Below are 15,237 nucleotides of genomic sequence, written 5' to 3' on the forward strand. Positions count from 1 at the left end.
TAGAGTCATATAATAGAACTATTAAGCTAAGTTATCCTGATCTGTGTCTCTGCAATTGATCTGTGTCTCTGCAATACTCTCTATGGTTGACCTCCCCTCCCCTGATTTACTTGTCCACGTTGCTGACTATTTCAAAGTGCTGGCAGAACCCAGTCGCCTACAAGTGCTCTGTGCCCTAAAACACGGACGACGCAATGTCTCAGAGATTATTCAAGAGACGGGCTTGGGGCAGGCCAATGTCTCCAAGCATTTGAAAACTCTTGCTCAAGCGGGTCTGGTGCGAAGACAACCCCAAGGGGTTACGGTCTATTATGAAATTGCTGATCCAACGATCTTTCCGCTGTGTGATTTGGTGTGTCAGCGGCTGAGGCAGCGTATTGAGGAGCAATCCCAAGTCGTCAAGGAATTGGTGAATAATTTCTCCTAGGCGCTATGGTGCAATATGCGAGAATAATAGCGTAAGTTTTGACAAGTATGCCCCTGCGGCCAATCACGAGTATTCGGCAATGACAAAGTACGTTTTTGTAACCGGCGGTGTTGTCTCCAGCATCGGGAAGGGGATTGTTGCTGCCAGTTTAGGGCGGCTGTTGAAATCGCGACAGTACTCGGTCTCCATCCTTAAGCTGGATCCCTACATCAATGTGGATCCGGGTACAATGAGTCCCTTTCAGCACGGGGAAGTCTTTGTCACCGATGATGGTGCCGAAACGGATTTGGACTTGGGGCACTACGAACGCTTTACCGATACGCCTATGTCCCGCCTGAATAGTGTGACGACGGGATCTATTTACCAAGCTGTGATTAACAAGGAGCGGCGCGGCGACTACAAGGGGGGAACGGTGCAGGTGATCCCCCACATTACGAATGAGATTAAGGAACGCATTCTGCGGGTGGCCAAGGACAAAAACCCCGATGTGGTGATTATTGAAATTGGGGGAACTGTTGGCGATATTGAGTCGCTGCCCTTTCTTGAGGCCATCCGCCAGTTTCGCACGGAGGTGGGGCGGCACCATGTGCTGTTTATGCACGTAACCTTGGTGCCTTGGATTGCCTCGGCAGGAGAGATGAAAACAAAACCCACCCAGCACTCGGTGAAGGAGTTGCGTTCCATCGGCATTCAGCCGGATATTCTCATCTGCCGTTGCGATCGCCCCCTTGTTCCCGGCATCAAAGAAAAGCTCTCCCAGTTTTGTGATGTCCCTGTGGAATGCGTCATTCCCTCACCGGATGCCAAAAGTATTTACGAGGTGCCCCTGCTGCTTGAGCGCGAAGGGCTAGCCACTCAAGTATTGAGTCTTCTGAACTTGGAGCAGCGGCAACCGGATCTCAGTCAGTGGCAAGCCCTTGTGGAGCGGCTCTACCGTTCCCATACGCCCTTGGAGGTAGCGATCGTTGGCAAATATGTGCGCCTCAGCGATGCCTATCTTTCGGTGGTGGAAGCCCTGCGCCACTCGGCGATCGCCCTTGATCAGGAACTGCGTATCCGCTGGGTCAACTCCGAAGAAATCGTTGACAATGGTGTGGAAAATGCCCTCCGCAATGTTGCGGCCATCGTTGTGCCGGGAGGCTTTGGCATTCGCGGGGTCGAAGGCAAAATTGCCGCCATTCAGTACGCCCGTGAGCACGGGATTCCCTTTCTGGGACTGTGCTTGGGGATGCAGTGTGCCGTTATTGAGTGGGCACGCCATATTGCGGGTTTAGAGAATGCCAACAGTGCTGAGTTTGACGCCAATACTCCCCATCCGGTGATTCACCTGTTGCCCGAACAGCAGGACATTGTGGATTTGGGGGGAACCATGCGCTTGGGCTTGTATGCCTGCCGCCTAACCCCCAACTCCTTGGCGGAAAAGCTTTACGGGGAAACGGTCATCTACGAGCGGCACCGCCACCGCTACGAGTTTAACAATGCCTATCGCAACCTCTTTTTGGAAACAGGCTATCGAATTACGGGCACCTCTCCCGATGGCCGCTTGGTGGAAATTATCGAGTATCCGGCTCACCCCTTCTTTATTGCCGTGCAGTTTCACCCCGAGTTTCGTTCCCGGCCCAATGCTCCCCATCCTCTCTTTTACGGCTTGCTGGCGGCAGTGGCCAAGGACGCCAACTGGGAGAACCCGCAACTGGTGTCAACGCTCTAGGGTTTCCAGCAGCTCCACCAGAATGGTGCGGGCATCCGCTGCTCGCAGGGCCACCTCCGTCAGGAGACCCACCCGCACGGCGAAGGTTTGGCTGAAGGGAGCACGACGCAGCAGGGTAACCGTTTGACCCACCGTCAGTCCCACGGCAGCAAGGCGGCGTTGCCAAGCCGCCGACCCTTCAATTGCAGTAATACGCGCCGAAGTACCAAGGGGGAGATCAGAGAGTAACACAGCCAAGATTCACGAGATGATTCATGAGACAGGCGACGCCGGTGTCCCTAAACGCCGCACCTCCTGAAGGGCTTCCTTGGCCGAGGGGTAGCGATCGCTAAAGTTAAATTTCACCATCTTATCGAGCACCGCTGCCACCCCATCGCTAACCGTAACACACTGCCGCCAATCCACCTCACCGGTGCGCGGATCCCGCGGTAGATCGCGGGGTTTAATCCCCGTCAGGGCTTGCAGCACAATCATTCCCACGGCGTAAATATCACTGCTGAGGGTGGGTTGACCGGAGAGCTGCTCTGGTGGTGCATAGCCCATTGTACCAATGACCACGGTGCTCCCTTGGGTTTTCTCCACTTCTGGGGGTTGAATTTGCTTCACCGCTCCAAAGTCAATGAGCACCAGCTTGCGATCGCCGGCACGGCGAATAATATTGTCGGGCTTAATATCGCGGTGAATCACATAGTGACTGTGGACAAAACTCAGCACCTCCAAGATTTCCCGGAGGAGTTGAATGGCTTGGGCTTCCGTGTGTTTTTGTTTGAGTTCTTGGCTTAGAGACTGACCTTCAATAAATTCTTGAACTAGATAAAATTCCTGATTTTCCTCCACATAGGCAAGCAAGAGGGGAATCTGATCGTGGCGGCCTAGTTTTTCAAGGATTTCTGCCTCGGTGTTAAACAGGCGCCGCGCCACCTGCATAAAGCGCTCATCGGTGCGCCCCGGCCGCAAATGCTTCACCACGCAGAGGGGATTCCCCGGTCGCTGGGTATCTCGCGCCAAATAGGTGCGGCCAAAGCCCCCTGACCCCAAGACTTTTTGGATTTTGTAGCGACCACCGAGAAGAGAGCGGGGCTTGCCGGTAATTTCGGTGGGTTCGCGGAGGGCGGCATTGAGGGCTGCAGTATCCTCGGCCATCAGCGATCGCAACACCGCCAAGGCTTTTTCCTGCTCCCGGACTTTGGCTTGAAACAACTTCTGCTCCTGCTGCGCCTGATAGCTAACGTAGCCCACCATGCTCACACTGCTGAGCACAAGGGCGATCGCCGGCGGCAGGACAGGAATCCAGCCACTTCCCATGACAAATATGGCAAAGCCACCGCCAAAGAGGATGACTAGCCCCCCGCCGAGGGCTACATCCAACCACAGGGGTTGCCGCAACCACCAGCCAAGGACACTGCCCACCCCGGCCCACAGCAAAATCCAGCCCAGCACCACGGGTAGCGGCCAGTACCAAATGGGGCCTTCTCCGTCCAAGGCAGCACTCAGGAATTGACTAACCATCTGGCCATGGACAACCACCCCCGGCATTTGCTGCGTCACCGCATCACTACCGCTATAGGGAGTGAGGAAAGTATCCTTAATACTCGGTGCCGCGACCCCAATCAAAACCACGCGATCGCGAATCAGGTCATCGCTCACCCGTCCGGTCAGGACATCCGTGAGGGAAACCGTTGGCCCCACGGCGGTGCGGGAGCGGTACTTTAAGAGAGTTTGCATCCCGCGATCGTCTACCCCCACATAGCCACCGGCCTCTCTGGTGAGGAGGGGAAAATGCACCCCATTCAGGGTCAGCCCCTGGTCATCGAGTTTGATCGTCTGATTGGGGTCTTTTTCGAGGTAGCGCAGGGCCAGCATCAGGGCAAAGGAAAAGGGCGTGGTACACCGCTGCGCCTTGGGGTTGCTGATCCCAAATAGATTGCGGCGAATGACGCCATCATTATCGAGGGGAATATCCGCAAAGCCCACCCGCTCTGGTACCTGTGCTGTGGGAATACTCGGTGGCGGCGGCACTTCGGGTTGTTCTGCTGTTTCCCCCGTTGATTTGCACACCGGGATAATGCGCGGGTTGATGCGAATCAGGTTTTGCAGCGCCTCATGGCCGGGGGGCTGGGGCAAATCCCGGAAAATATCCAAGCCAATGGCACGCGGACTTGCCGCATTGAGGCGGGTAAGCAGAGCCGCCACCGTCGCATCGGGCAGTGGCCACGTTTTTTGGGCTTGAATGTCCTGCTCTGTAATCAGCACCGTTAGGACGCGCGGATCAGGGTCGCGGGCGGGTTGCGATCGCACATAAAAGTCATACAAACTCAGTTCCAAGGGCTGGAGCAGTCCCAGTTGGCGCACACCGATCACAACAGCAGCCACCCCTAGTGTAGTGGCAACAGCCGGCATTGGCAGCCACTTTGGCCAAGTGTAGGGCACGATTTCAACTCCTCCCGCAATTGTGTAGCGGCTCTCCGAGAGCATCGCTAGACTGATTTTAGCGAACGGACATCTTCCCTTTCCGCTGTTGCTAGAGGATGAGCAACTCGGTATGGAGCCAAGGAGTCACAAATGCAGGCGAATGTTTGGGGAGTGCTGGATTGGGGATCAATCGCTCCATAGCGAAATAATGTAACAATGTGTAACAAAAGTCGGCGATCGCGTGGGGGAAACCCAACCCTTACAATAGGTTCAGACGTGCTGTTTGACATCACCGGCACGCCAAAGTCTTTTTGCGGGAATAGATATCAATTGGGCATGATTCCTGATAAGTTCAGAAAAACGCCTCTTAGTGGCACGCCGATGGCCTCTATACCTATGTCCGAATTGCCCTTTTCCCTTGATCAATTGCGAATCCTGAAGGCGATCGCCCTTGAAGGCAGCTTTAAGCGAGCCGCTGACAGCCTCTATGTCTCCCAACCCGCAGTGAGTTTACAGGTGCAAAATCTTGAGCGCCAACTGGACGTTCCCCTATTTGATCGCGGGGGACGCCGCGCTCAGCTCACCGAAGCCGGACAACTCCTACTGGCCTACGGCGATCAAATTCTCTCCCTGTGCCATGAAGCCTGCCGTGCCATCGAAGACCTGCAAAAATTGCAAGGGGGCACCCTGATTATTGGGGCGAGTCAAACCACTGGCACCTACCTCATGCCCCGCATGATTGGGCTATTTCGCAGCAAATATCCCGAAGTGGCTGTGCAACTGCATGTGCATTCCACCCGTCGCACCTGCTGGAGTTTGGTCAACGGTCAAATTGATCTGGCCATTATTGGCGGGGAAGTCCCCTCGGAACTGAGTGAGCAAATTACCGTTACCCCCTATGCTGAGGATGAGCTGGCACTGGTTTTGCCGGTGAATCATCCTTTGGCTAGTGCCGAAACCCTCACCAAAGAAGACTTATACAAGCTGAGCTTTATTGCCCTCGATGCCCAATCCACGATTCGTAAGGTGATTGACCAAGTTCTTCAGCGCGCCAACATTGATCCCCGTCGCCTCAAGGTGGAGATGGAGTTAAATTCCATCGAGGCGATTAAAAACGCCGTGCAGTCAGGTTTGGGGGCGGCCTTTGTCTCCATTTCCGCCATTGAGAAGGAGTTACAACTAGGAAGCCTACGGCGGGTGGGCATTGAAAATGTGGTGGTGAAACGCACCCTATCGCTGATTACCAATCCCCATCGCTACCGATCGCGGGCAGCGGAGGTTTTTTGCCGCGAAATTCTCACCCAATTTGCCACCTTTGCCATTGATACAGAACTAACAACGGCTAAACCACCGATCTCCGACAGTGAAAAACCCCTCAAGGAACTGCTGACGATCGCTCCCACTGAGGAAAACAGCACCAATGTCAGCAATTCCTAGGGCAGCGTACGTAAACGGGCAGAATGGTCGCGGTTCAGGGAGTTTCTTCTTTCAAAAGAACGTAGTATGATAATGGATCGCGCTGTTCATAACTGATGACCATGGCTCTGCAACACGACGTTAAACAGGAAATCATCAACACTTACCAGATTCACGGTACGGATACTGGCTCTGCGGATGTTCAAGTTGCCATCCTCACAGAGCGAATCAAGCAGCTTTCTGAGCATCTCAAGACAAATAAAAAGGATCACGCCTCCCGCCGAGGACTGCTGAAAATTATTGGCCGTCGCAAGCGTCTATTGGCTTATATCCATCGCCACGATGCCCAACGCTATCGCCAACTTATTGAACGTCTAGGAATTCGGGGTTAAAGACAATGGCAAAACGGTCGGATCTGCCTTTTGAGTCTAGGAAAAAAAAGGGAGCGACAAAGCCGGCTAAAGCTCCTGCTACCGCAGCCGTCCGTTCTAATGCCGCAACATCCCAAACCAAACCAGCGAAACGTAAAAGTACGGGAATTCCAGAAATTGTCAGCCAGCGGATGGTGACCCGTATGGCCATTTTCTGCGGCACCCCCACCCTTTTGGGATTGATGACGTTTCCCCTTAGCTACTTGGTTGTCCATGAGGGCTGGTTTAAGCTGCCCAATGTAGCCGTTGTCATTGCCAGTCTTGGTCTATTTGGCCTTGGCGCTGTGGGGCTGAGCTATGGCATCCTTTCGGCCTCTTGGGATGAGAATGAACAGGGCAGCTGGCTCGGCTGGCGAGAGTTCCGCACCAATTTTGGTCGCGTTGTGGAGAGTTGGCAGGCCTATCAAGCCCAGCGATCGCAAAACGCCGAATAGGCGCGATCGTTGACTCATGTATGCTCCTCTAATCAAGAAAATGTAAAGAATTCTTTACGGATTCTTATCGTTCTCTGTGGCTTATAGATTCATATAGTCCATATAGTTACACCCTTTCGGTAATCACTGAGCACGGTCAGCAACACTCCAAAAGTGCTTCATGGCAACATCAAGTGCTCTAGGGATGACCAACGGAAAAGGTGCTAAAGTCGCTCAAACTTTGTTTCCCTAGGACAACCCCTATGACAGCAACGGAAATGTTCCCAGTTGAGGGTCACATAACTGTGGGAGATCTACCCATTGACTTACAGTCCGCTAGCTTTCTGCAAAATTTACGGGGATTGATGGCAGAAACCCTTGAAGATGTTGTGGGGCTAGATGATGCTTCGGGATTTATCGCCCTTGTGGGACAGCAAATGCGCAATCAAATCAATGAGCTTTACACCCAAGCCCTCGGCGATCGCCCCCTTGATGCCAAGACCGTTGCCCAAATTCTTATTGACCTCAAAAATCGCATTGAAGGGGGCTTTTTCCTGATAGAGCAGGATGAAGAACGCATTGTTTTAGGCAATCAGCATTGCCGCCTTGCCGATGCTGCCTTGTACGAAGCCAAACGCTCAGGGCGCGATCGCGCTATGTATTGCAAACCTATGCTTGGCTAAGTGAGCCAGTGTATTCCAGCCAAGAAATCTAGCTTTATCCCTAGGAAAAGCCCCTGTAGCTACCCTTGCTAGATATAATGTGGGTGGCCGAAGCGCGGCAATCCCGCAGTCAAAACGTGATAGTTGATCGCGGTTGGGACGTTGTGTTGCAGAATGTAAAGCTGAGTTAATTCTTGGAGATCGTGTAGCCCATGTACAATGCGACAAATTCTGGCAGTCGGATGTTTCGCTATGAAGTGGTGGGACTGCGACAAAATGCCGAAACCGATAAAACTGACTATGCCATCCGCAACAGTGGCAGTCAATTTTTCAACGTTCCCTATGACCGCATGAATCAGTTTATGCAGCAGATTACCCGTTGGGGGGGCAAAATTGTCAGCATTCAACCCCTTGATGGTACGGCTGCACCCTTGACTACCACCACGGAACCTGCATCCAATAACGGTGCTGCCCCTGTTAAAGAAAAGAAAGTTGATATTCCCGTTAATATCTATCGTCCCAACAATCCCTGCATTGGTAAGGTTATCTCCAATGAAGAACTAGTGCGGGAAGGGGGCGAGGGAACTGTTAAGCACATTATCTTTGACATTTCCGGCACCGAGTTGCGCTATCTTGAAGGCCAAAGTATTGGCATTATTCCTGCGGGTACCGACGCCAACGGCAAACCCCATAAGCTGCGCCTCTACTCCATTGCCTCGACCCGCCACGGCGACTTTCAGGATGATAAAACAGTCTCCCTCTGTGTGCGGCGCCTAGAGTACAAGGACAAAGAGACGGGGGAAACCATCTATGGGGTTTGCTCCTCCTACCTGAACCAACTGCAACCCGGCGATGAGGTGAAAATTACAGGGCCGGTGGGTAAAGAAATGCTCCTGCCCGATGATCCCGAAGCCACGATCATCATGCTGGCAACAGGAACTGGAATTGCCCCCTTCCGTGCCTTTTTGTGGCGCATGTTCAAAGAAAACAACCCCGATTATCAATTCAAGGGTCTGGCATGGCTCTTCTTTGGTGTTGCTTACACCGCCAATATCCTCTACAAGGAGGAGCTAGAGGCGCTACAGGCCAAATATCCCGATCACTTCCGCCTTACCTATGCCATCAGCCGTGAGCAAAAAACTCCTGACGGCGGCAAGATGTATATCCAAGGCCGCATTGCCGAGCATGCCGATGAAATCTGGCAACTTCTCCAGAAGAAAAACACCCATGTCTATATGTGTGGTCTCAGGGGGATGGAGCCGGGGATTGATGAGGCGATGACAGCAGCGGCAGCCAAAAACGGTGCCGATTGGCAAGCGTTCCTCAAAGGCACGCTCAAAAAAGAAGGTCGCTGGCACGTGGAAACCTACTAGGGAGAATATCTGGGGGCGATCGCCCCCTTTTCCCCTCAATGCCGATTGACTTTTGGATCTGTCAGCATAGAAGTAAGTCGCCTGATGGAGCTGTTACTGAGAGATAAATGTTTGGCGTACGGTCGCTAAAATGTAACCTATTTAACGCCAAGTCATGAGCATTCTCGTGTTCTTCTAATGGTGAGTACCCAGCGATCGCTTATGATTTATCCTCGCTTTCTACGCAAAGCCTACCGCAAAGAACCCATCTCCGCCTTCCTCCTGCTGATGGGAGGGGTGGATTCAACCATCGGTGGAGTGGGGGGCTACAATGGCCTGCTGCTATTGGGTCTGGGTCTCATGGGAAGTGCGCTCCTCTATCGCTTGCTCCAGCGATCGCCCGAGCGTCCGCTTCCTGAAAAAGTTCCCCAGTATGCTCTGCCGCCCCAATCCTCCCAGCCCTTGCCCATGTTGACAATGAGCAAAAAGCAGCCTCCCCTGCGTTAGGCCAAAGCGGAGATCATTGTCTGAAACTTCCAAAGGATCTCCTGCCATTCCCGTTCCGGGTGAGAGCCTTTGACAATACCCGCGCCAGCAAAAAGATGGGCATGGTTGGTCTGAAGGTGGGCAGAGCGAATTCCGACAATAAATTCCCCTTCTCCTGTGGGCGTCACCCAACCAAGGGGAGCGGCATAACCATTGCGATCAAAGGACTCTAGTTGGTGAAGCCAGTGTTGTGCCCGTAAAGCAGGATACCCCGCCACTGCTGGCGTAGGATGCAAGGCTGCCACCACTTGAAGAATATGAATGGGTCGAGAAACTTGCGCCCGAATCAGTGTTTGCAAATGCTGAATATGGCTTAACTCAAGGATGCGGGGTGTGGTCGGCGCCTCACAGGTCATGCCCAAGGCTTGGAGGGTTTGGCAGAGAAATTCAACAATCACCTGATGCTCATAGCGTTCCTTGGGACTGTGGTAGAGGCCATTGCGCAGGCTTTGATCCTCCTGTCGAGTTTGCCCCCGCGGACGAGACCCCGCCAAGGCATCGGCACAGAGGACGCCATCGGCAATTTTGACCAAGCGTTCAGGACTTGCCCCCAAAAAGACCTGTTGCTGCTGTTGACCGACACTGAAGATATAGCAATTGGTATACTGGCGGCGCAGGTTTTGCAATGTGCCCAACCAGTTAAACCCCTGAGGCTGCTCTAGGGTGAGGGCGGCGGCCAAAACGAGTTTTTCGAGTTCGCCGTCCTCTAGGAGTTGGAGGGTATGTTTGACACTGGTAATGAATTGGTCATATTGCTGCGTCAGAGGTGGTAGGGCGATCGTCAGTGGCGGTGGACAGGGGGGCGGATCGGCAAGAATGTGTGCCAGTGCCCGCTGTACTAGTTGCCAGTCTTGCCAGAGGCAATGGGGTGTACTGGTTTCCAAGGCACAACTGAGGGTAAGCCAAACCTGATCAAAACGCTGAATCACCTGCCAGCGGGGTAAGACGCCTCGGTTAGAGCCTGTGTGATCCCAAAAACTAAACTGACAAAAGACACGGGGTTCCGCCGGGGCGATCGCCCACACTCGATTGAGAATCCGTTCACTAAAACGCCGCAATTCTGCAAACCGCTGCTGTCCCTGAGCAGTCATAGTCGCCACCGCGCCACAGGCAGCAACGATCTCCCCCGCTTGCTCAAGGTAAAAATGCTCACTTTCGCCACTGACCTGCATCAGACCAGCCAACAGAAGGAGGGGATCAACCGTTGGTAAAGGCAGTCCCAAACTCAGGAACTGACAATTGGCCTGCTGTGCTGCCTGAATTCCAGCGCTGACCTGAGTATAAAACTCGGATTCAGAGGACAAATCAAAGGTAAGGGGCAGCGAAACGGGCATAACCAAACAAGGTCAAGATTGCCCTTACATTTTCCCCTTGGCAGGGAACCTTTGGCAAAAGGACTGGAACTTGCCGATGTCCCTGAGTATGCTGAGGAGTAGGATCACTGTCTATATTCTGAGGTAAGCATGGCTAAGGTTGTGAAAACAGATGCAGAATGGCAAGCTCAACTGACTCCTGAGCAGTACTACGTCACCCGCAAGAAGGGAACGGAGCGCGCCTTCACGGGCTGCTACTGGAATCACAAAAAGCCCGGTCTCTATCGCTGTGTCTGCTGTGGCACGCCGCTCTTTCGCTCCGACACCAAGTATGACTCTGGCAGTGGCTGGCCGAGTTTTTGGCAACCCCTTGACCCGAAAAATATCCGCATGGAGCGGGATCTTTCCCATGGCATGGTGCGCACAGAAGTATTGTGCAATGTCTGTGATGCCCACCTAGGTCATGTCTTTGAGGATGGTCCGCCACCCACAGGACTGCGCTACTGCATTAACTCAGCGGCGCTGGAATTTGTCCCTGAATCTACCGCCTCTTCATGACCCCGGTCATTGAACAACTGCAAAGTCTCAACCGTATTTTGGTAGAACTGGCGCGGCGGCAGCCGTTCCACAGCGCAAACTTTGAGGAGATGTTACAGGACATTCTCGGGACGAGTGCCCGCAGTCTCAAGGTGGAGCGGGTGAGTCTTTGGTTTTATTCGGGCGATCGCCAACACATTGAATGTGTGCAGTTGTTTCAACAGTCAGCACAGGCATTTACGGCGGCGGGGATGAGGCTAACGGCCAGTGACTATCCTCGCTATTTTGCCGCCCTGCAAGAGGAGCGCACGATTACCGCCCATGACGCTTGGTTTGATCCGCGCACCCAAGAGTTCCGCCAAAGTTACCTTGAACCCCTTGGTATTACCTCACTGCTGGATGTGCCGATATTGGGTCGAAGGGGCGATGATGGGCATTCTTTGCCACGAGCACGTGGGGCCACCGCGCCAGTGGACGGTTGCGGAGGAGCAGTTTGCAGCTTCCCTAGCGGATCTGGTGTCCTTGGTGGTGGAAAGTCGCGATCTCCACCGTGCCGTCAAAGCATTAGAGGAAAGTGAAGCCCGCTTGACCACCTTCTTTCAAGCCACTTCCGAAGCCGTGATTATCCATAAGCAGGGGCAAATTCTCGATGTTAATGCGGCAACCGAACGACTCTTTGGCTATAGTGCTTCAGAACTGGTGGGTCAATCAGTGTTGTTGCTGACACATCCGGCGTCGCGATCGCTGATTTTAGAGCGAATTCAGCAGCCCATTGATGTTCCCTTTGAAGCCCTTGCTCGCACCAAAAGTGGTGATGCACTGACTGTTGAGGTTCAGGGCAAATCCATTCTCTATCAGGGGCGCTGGGCAAGGGTGGTGGGGATACGGGATATTACCCAACGCAAAACCGCTGAACAGAACGTGCAATTGGCTGCCCAACGGCAACAAGTACTGGCGGAAATTGCCCTGCGCATTCGCCAAACGCTGGAACTGCCCGAGATTCTCAATACCACGGTGGTGGAAGTGCGCCGCTATCTCCTCAGCGATCGCGTGTTTATTGTCTCCTATGAGCCGAGGACGGCTGAAATTCAAATTGTCGCCGCTGCTATGGCGCCCGAGTGGCACACGAATCTGGAGGCGCTTCTGCAAAATGCGCATTATCGTTCGTGGCTGCTGACTACACCGGCAACCCTCTCCTGTGAGCAGACAGAAATTCTTGATCCCCATCTGCGACAGGTATATGAAGCGCACCACATTCAATCCTGCCTATTAATTCCCATCCACCATCAGCCCCAAGGTAAATGCTTTTTGCTGGGGGTACACCAATGTGACAAGCAGCGAGAGTGGCAGCCCCACGAGCGAGCTTTTTTAGAGCAGTTGGCCATTCAGGTGGCGATCGCCCTGCAACAGGCAGAACTCTATCAAAAACTCGCAGCCTTGAATGCCAACTTGGAACAGCAGGTAACTGAGCGCACCGAGCAGTTGCAGCAGAAAATGCGCGAACTAGAGGAACTCAATCACCTCAAGGATATTTTTTTGCACGCGGTGTCCCATGACCTGCGCACTCCTGTTCTGGGTACCCTCATGGTCATTAACCATCTCTTGCACAGCGACACTGGCGATACCATTCCTGTGCCCCGCAGCACGTTGAGCTGTATCCAACAAAGCCAGCAGCGGCAACTGCATCTGATTGAAACACTTCTGCATATTCACGTTGATCAGCCACCTTCCCTTTCTCTAGCGATCGCCCCCATGTCCTTAGCTGTCCTTGTCAATGAAATCTTGACTGATCTGCAACCACTGCTCCAGAAAAATAACGCCACAGTGAAATTGCAAATTTCCCCTACCTTGCCCCTTGTGCGCGCTGATCCGAACCAGCTGCGGCGAGTTTATGAAAACCTGCTAACCAATGCTCTCAAGCACAATCATCCCGGTCTCATAATTACCCTGACGGCAGAAGTACAGGGAGATAACATTTACTGCACAGTCAGAGACAATGGCGTGGGCATCCACCCTGACCAGCGATCGCGCCTTTTTGACCTCTACTACCGTGGCAGTGAAAGCCACCATCGCACTGGTATTGGTTTGGGTCTATACCTCTGTCGGCAAATTATTACCGCTCATGGGGGTGAGATCGGAGTTGAAGAGAGTCAAGTTCAGGGTGCAACCTTTTGGTTTCGTATTCCGCTAGCAAGCACAACTTAGAGATTCTTGTGCTTGACAAACCCGTGCAAAAGCGAGACACTTAAGGCCAAATCCATCTTTTTCTCTTGGTTTCGTGTAAAATGGCCAGTTGAACCATCCTGTTTTAACACAACTATCGTGGATGTTTGTGCATAGGTTCCCTTTTCGCCACGAAACTAGAATTGTTAAAACATGAAACATATCATCTGGCTTTTACCGTCTTGGCCTGTCGTGGTGATTCAACCATGGCGTGTTTGATAACTTCAGAACTACCTACATTTATTGGGAGCAATAGTGAGTCGTTATGTTGGGCAAACTCCGTGACCTCATGGGTCTAACCCCAGAGACTGACATTTACGATGAGGAATACCCTCAAGGAACGCCACGAACGGCAACCATGGACTCTGACGTGGAACCGTTGCCCACATCACGGCCAACCTTGAGTCATGACTTTGACACCACTCCCTCTCCTTCAGTTGCCACCGGTTCAGTGCCGACGGGTTCAGCTCCTGCCAATGTCATTGGTATGCCCAATGCCGGTCGCTGGTGGGGTGCAGTGGCGGAAGTCTTGGTGATGCAGCCCCGCAGTTTTAGTGAGATGCCTGAGGTGATTAAAGCCCTTAAAGAGCGCAAATCGGTGGTGCTGAATCTAACATTGATGGAGCCGGAGCAAGCCCAACGCTCGGTGGATTTTGTTGCGGGTGCTACGTACACCATTGATGGCCACCAGGAGCGCATTGGTGAAAGTATTTTCCTGTTTACGCCAAGCTGTGTCCAAGTGAGTACCCAAGTGGGTGGGGTTCGTCCAACTGCAACACCCACACCCGTTGCCCCACCCCCTGCTTGGGGCATGGATGCCCAACAACAGCGTAGTGCTTAGGGTGCCTGTCCTTGGGATCATTGGCTGTGGCCGCATGGCGGAGGCAATGCTTTCGCGGTTGCTGGTGGACGGCCTCTTACCCGAGCAGGTTTGGGTGTCGGCGCGATCGCCCCAGCGGCAGCAGTATCTAGCCGAAACCTATGGGGTAAAGGTGACCACCAACCAAGAGGTAGCCACCGCCGAAATCCTGCTGTTGGCTGTCAAGCCGCAGGCCTTTGCCGATATCGAAGTGGAACTGGCGGATGCAGAAGTCGCCCGGCGGGCGGGGATTGTTGTTTCAATTATGGCGGGCATTTATAGTGGGCGCCTGCGGCAACTGTTTCCGCAGCGGTTGATTTTCCGGGCAATGCCCAATACCCCGGCTCAGGTGGGGGCGGGAGTCATAGCCCTAGCGAGCGACAGTGCCGCCGGTGAACTGGAGATTGAAAAAATTAAGAGTTTGCTAGGGGTGCTGGGGCGGGTGGTGGCTGTCAGTGAAGGCCAAATGGATGCGGTGACGGCGCTCTCCGGCTCTGGCCCTGCCTTTATTGCTCTGATAGTGGAAGCCTTGTGTGATGCTGGGGTGGCGGTGGGGCTGTCGCGATCGCTGACACAGGAACTCGTTTATGGCACAATAGCAGGCACAGTACAATTACTTAATGAGCGCGCCCTACATCCAGCCCAACTCAAGGATGCGGTCACCAGTCCTGCGGGGACAACCATTGCGGGTCTGGAAGTCCTAGAAGCCGCTGGTGTGCGTGGAACCCTCATGCAAACGGTAAAAGCGGCCTACGAGCGTGCCCAAGCCCTCAACTAAGTGCCTATGCCCAACTCTCCCACAACCGCTGACCCCCCTGCCATCGAAGGCTTAGATGTGAAGGTGGTGTTTATTTACTGCCTGAAAAGTGCTGCAGTGCTGGTGAAGCGGCAGACGACCAGCGGGAGGAATTACTCAATTTCAGCTTGTTGCTGAA

The 15,237-nt window shown here is 53.4% G+C and carries 16 protein-coding genes; 13 read left to right on the forward strand and 3 right to left on the reverse strand.

Going from position 1 to position 15,237, the window contains the following annotated elements; all coding sequences use genetic code 11:
• The first annotated feature begins 82 nt into the window (after nt 1–82).
• A complete protein-coding gene (locus ACK4IR_RS02930) occupies nt 83–427 on the forward strand; it encodes an ArsR/SmtB family transcription factor (RefSeq protein ID WP_409872328.1) in 345 nt (114 codons plus the stop codon).
• 79 nt (nt 428–506) lie between these two features.
• Nucleotides 507–2,138: a CTP synthase gene (locus ACK4IR_RS02935; protein WP_409872330.1), complete on the forward strand. Its 1,632-nt coding sequence runs from the start codon at nt 507–509 to the stop codon at nt 2,136–2,138.
• Here the strand turns inward: ACK4IR_RS02935 and ACK4IR_RS02940 are convergent.
• Nucleotides 2,127–2,369 carry a ferrous iron transport protein A gene (locus ACK4IR_RS02940; protein WP_409872332.1) on the reverse strand — a complete coding sequence of 81 codons (243 nt, stop codon included), beginning with the start codon at nt 2,367–2,369 and terminating at the stop codon, nt 2,127–2,129. The genes ACK4IR_RS02935 and ACK4IR_RS02940 overlap by 12 nt on opposite strands.
• 21 nt (nt 2,370–2,390) lie before the next feature.
• Nucleotides 2,391–4,568, reverse strand: a complete 2,178-nt coding sequence (locus ACK4IR_RS02945; RefSeq protein WP_409872335.1) for a CHASE2 domain-containing protein — start codon at nt 4,566–4,568, stop codon at nt 2,391–2,393.
• Nucleotides 4,569–4,946: 378 nt separating this feature from the next.
• Between ACK4IR_RS02945 and ACK4IR_RS02950 the strand changes: the two genes are divergently transcribed.
• The 6 genes from ACK4IR_RS02950 (at nt 4,947) to ACK4IR_RS02975 (ending at nt 9,331) form a co-directional block, all read left to right on the forward strand.
• Nucleotides 4,947–5,987: a LysR family transcriptional regulator gene (locus ACK4IR_RS02950; RefSeq protein ID WP_409872338.1), complete on the forward strand. Its 1,041-nt coding sequence runs from the start codon at nt 4,947–4,949 to the stop codon at nt 5,985–5,987.
• A 101-nt stretch (nt 5,988–6,088) separates the two neighbouring features.
• Complete coding sequence (gene rpsO, locus ACK4IR_RS02955; RefSeq protein ID WP_409872340.1) at nt 6,089–6,358, forward strand: 30S ribosomal protein S15; 270 nt, start codon at nt 6,089–6,091, stop codon at nt 6,356–6,358.
• Nucleotides 6,359–6,363: 5 nt separating this feature from the next.
• Complete coding sequence (locus ACK4IR_RS02960; protein ID WP_409872343.1) at nt 6,364–6,831, forward strand: PAM68 family protein; 468 nt, start codon at nt 6,364–6,366, stop codon at nt 6,829–6,831.
• 242 nt (nt 6,832–7,073) lie between these two features.
• Entirely contained in the window at nt 7,074–7,493 is a 420-nt protein-coding gene (locus tag ACK4IR_RS02965; RefSeq protein ID WP_409872346.1) for a hypothetical protein, read from the forward strand.
• 191 nt (nt 7,494–7,684) lie between these two features.
• Entirely contained in the window at nt 7,685–8,845 is a 1,161-nt protein-coding gene (petH, locus tag ACK4IR_RS02970) for a ferredoxin--NADP reductase (RefSeq protein ID WP_409872348.1), read from the forward strand.
• A gap of 177 nt (nt 8,846–9,022) precedes the next feature.
• Nucleotides 9,023–9,331 carry a hypothetical protein gene (locus ACK4IR_RS02975; RefSeq protein WP_409872351.1) on the forward strand — a complete coding sequence of 103 codons (309 nt, stop codon included), beginning with the start codon at nt 9,023–9,025 and terminating at the stop codon, nt 9,329–9,331.
• Here the strand turns inward: ACK4IR_RS02975 and ACK4IR_RS02980 are convergent.
• Entirely contained in the window at nt 9,328–10,704 is a 1,377-nt protein-coding gene (locus tag ACK4IR_RS02980; RefSeq protein ID WP_409872353.1) for an isochorismate synthase MenF, read from the reverse strand. The two genes, ACK4IR_RS02975 and ACK4IR_RS02980, sit on opposite strands and share 4 nt — an antisense overlap.
• A 129-nt stretch (nt 10,705–10,833) precedes the next feature.
• Here ACK4IR_RS02980 and msrB point away from each other — a divergent pair, with 129 nt between their 5' ends.
• The 5 genes from msrB to proC all read left to right on the forward strand — a co-directional run bounded on the left by msrB (nt 10,834) and on the right by proC (nt 15,080).
• Nucleotides 10,834–11,241: a peptide-methionine (R)-S-oxide reductase MsrB gene (msrB, locus tag ACK4IR_RS02985; RefSeq protein WP_409872356.1), complete on the forward strand. Its 408-nt coding sequence runs from the start codon at nt 10,834–10,836 to the stop codon at nt 11,239–11,241.
• On the forward strand, nt 11,238–11,798 hold the full coding sequence (locus ACK4IR_RS02990; RefSeq protein ID WP_409872359.1) for a GAF domain-containing protein: 561 nt from the start codon (nt 11,238–11,240) through the stop codon (nt 11,796–11,798). Before msrB ends, ACK4IR_RS02990 begins: the two co-directional genes overlap by 4 nt.
• 40 nt (nt 11,799–11,838) lie before the next feature.
• Nucleotides 11,839–13,425 carry an ATP-binding protein gene (locus tag ACK4IR_RS02995; RefSeq protein WP_409872385.1) on the forward strand — a complete coding sequence of 529 codons (1,587 nt, stop codon included), beginning with the start codon at nt 11,839–11,841 and terminating at the stop codon, nt 13,423–13,425.
• Between the two features lie 283 nt (nt 13,426–13,708).
• Nucleotides 13,709–14,284: a cell division protein SepF gene (locus tag ACK4IR_RS03000; protein ID WP_409872362.1), complete on the forward strand. Its 576-nt coding sequence runs from the start codon at nt 13,709–13,711 to the stop codon at nt 14,282–14,284.
• Nucleotides 14,259–15,080, forward strand: coding sequence for a pyrroline-5-carboxylate reductase (gene proC / locus ACK4IR_RS03005; protein ID WP_409872365.1), 822 nt, complete (start codon nt 14,259–14,261; stop codon nt 15,078–15,080). The genes ACK4IR_RS03000 and proC overlap by 26 nt, the downstream gene beginning before the upstream one ends.
• Nucleotides 15,081–15,237 lie beyond the last annotated feature (157 nt).

The sequence above is a fragment of the Thermosynechococcus sp. genome, assembly GCF_046299635.1.
In the GTDB taxonomy this organism is placed as follows: domain Bacteria; phylum Cyanobacteriota; class Cyanobacteriia; order Thermosynechococcales; family Thermosynechococcaceae; genus Thermosynechococcus.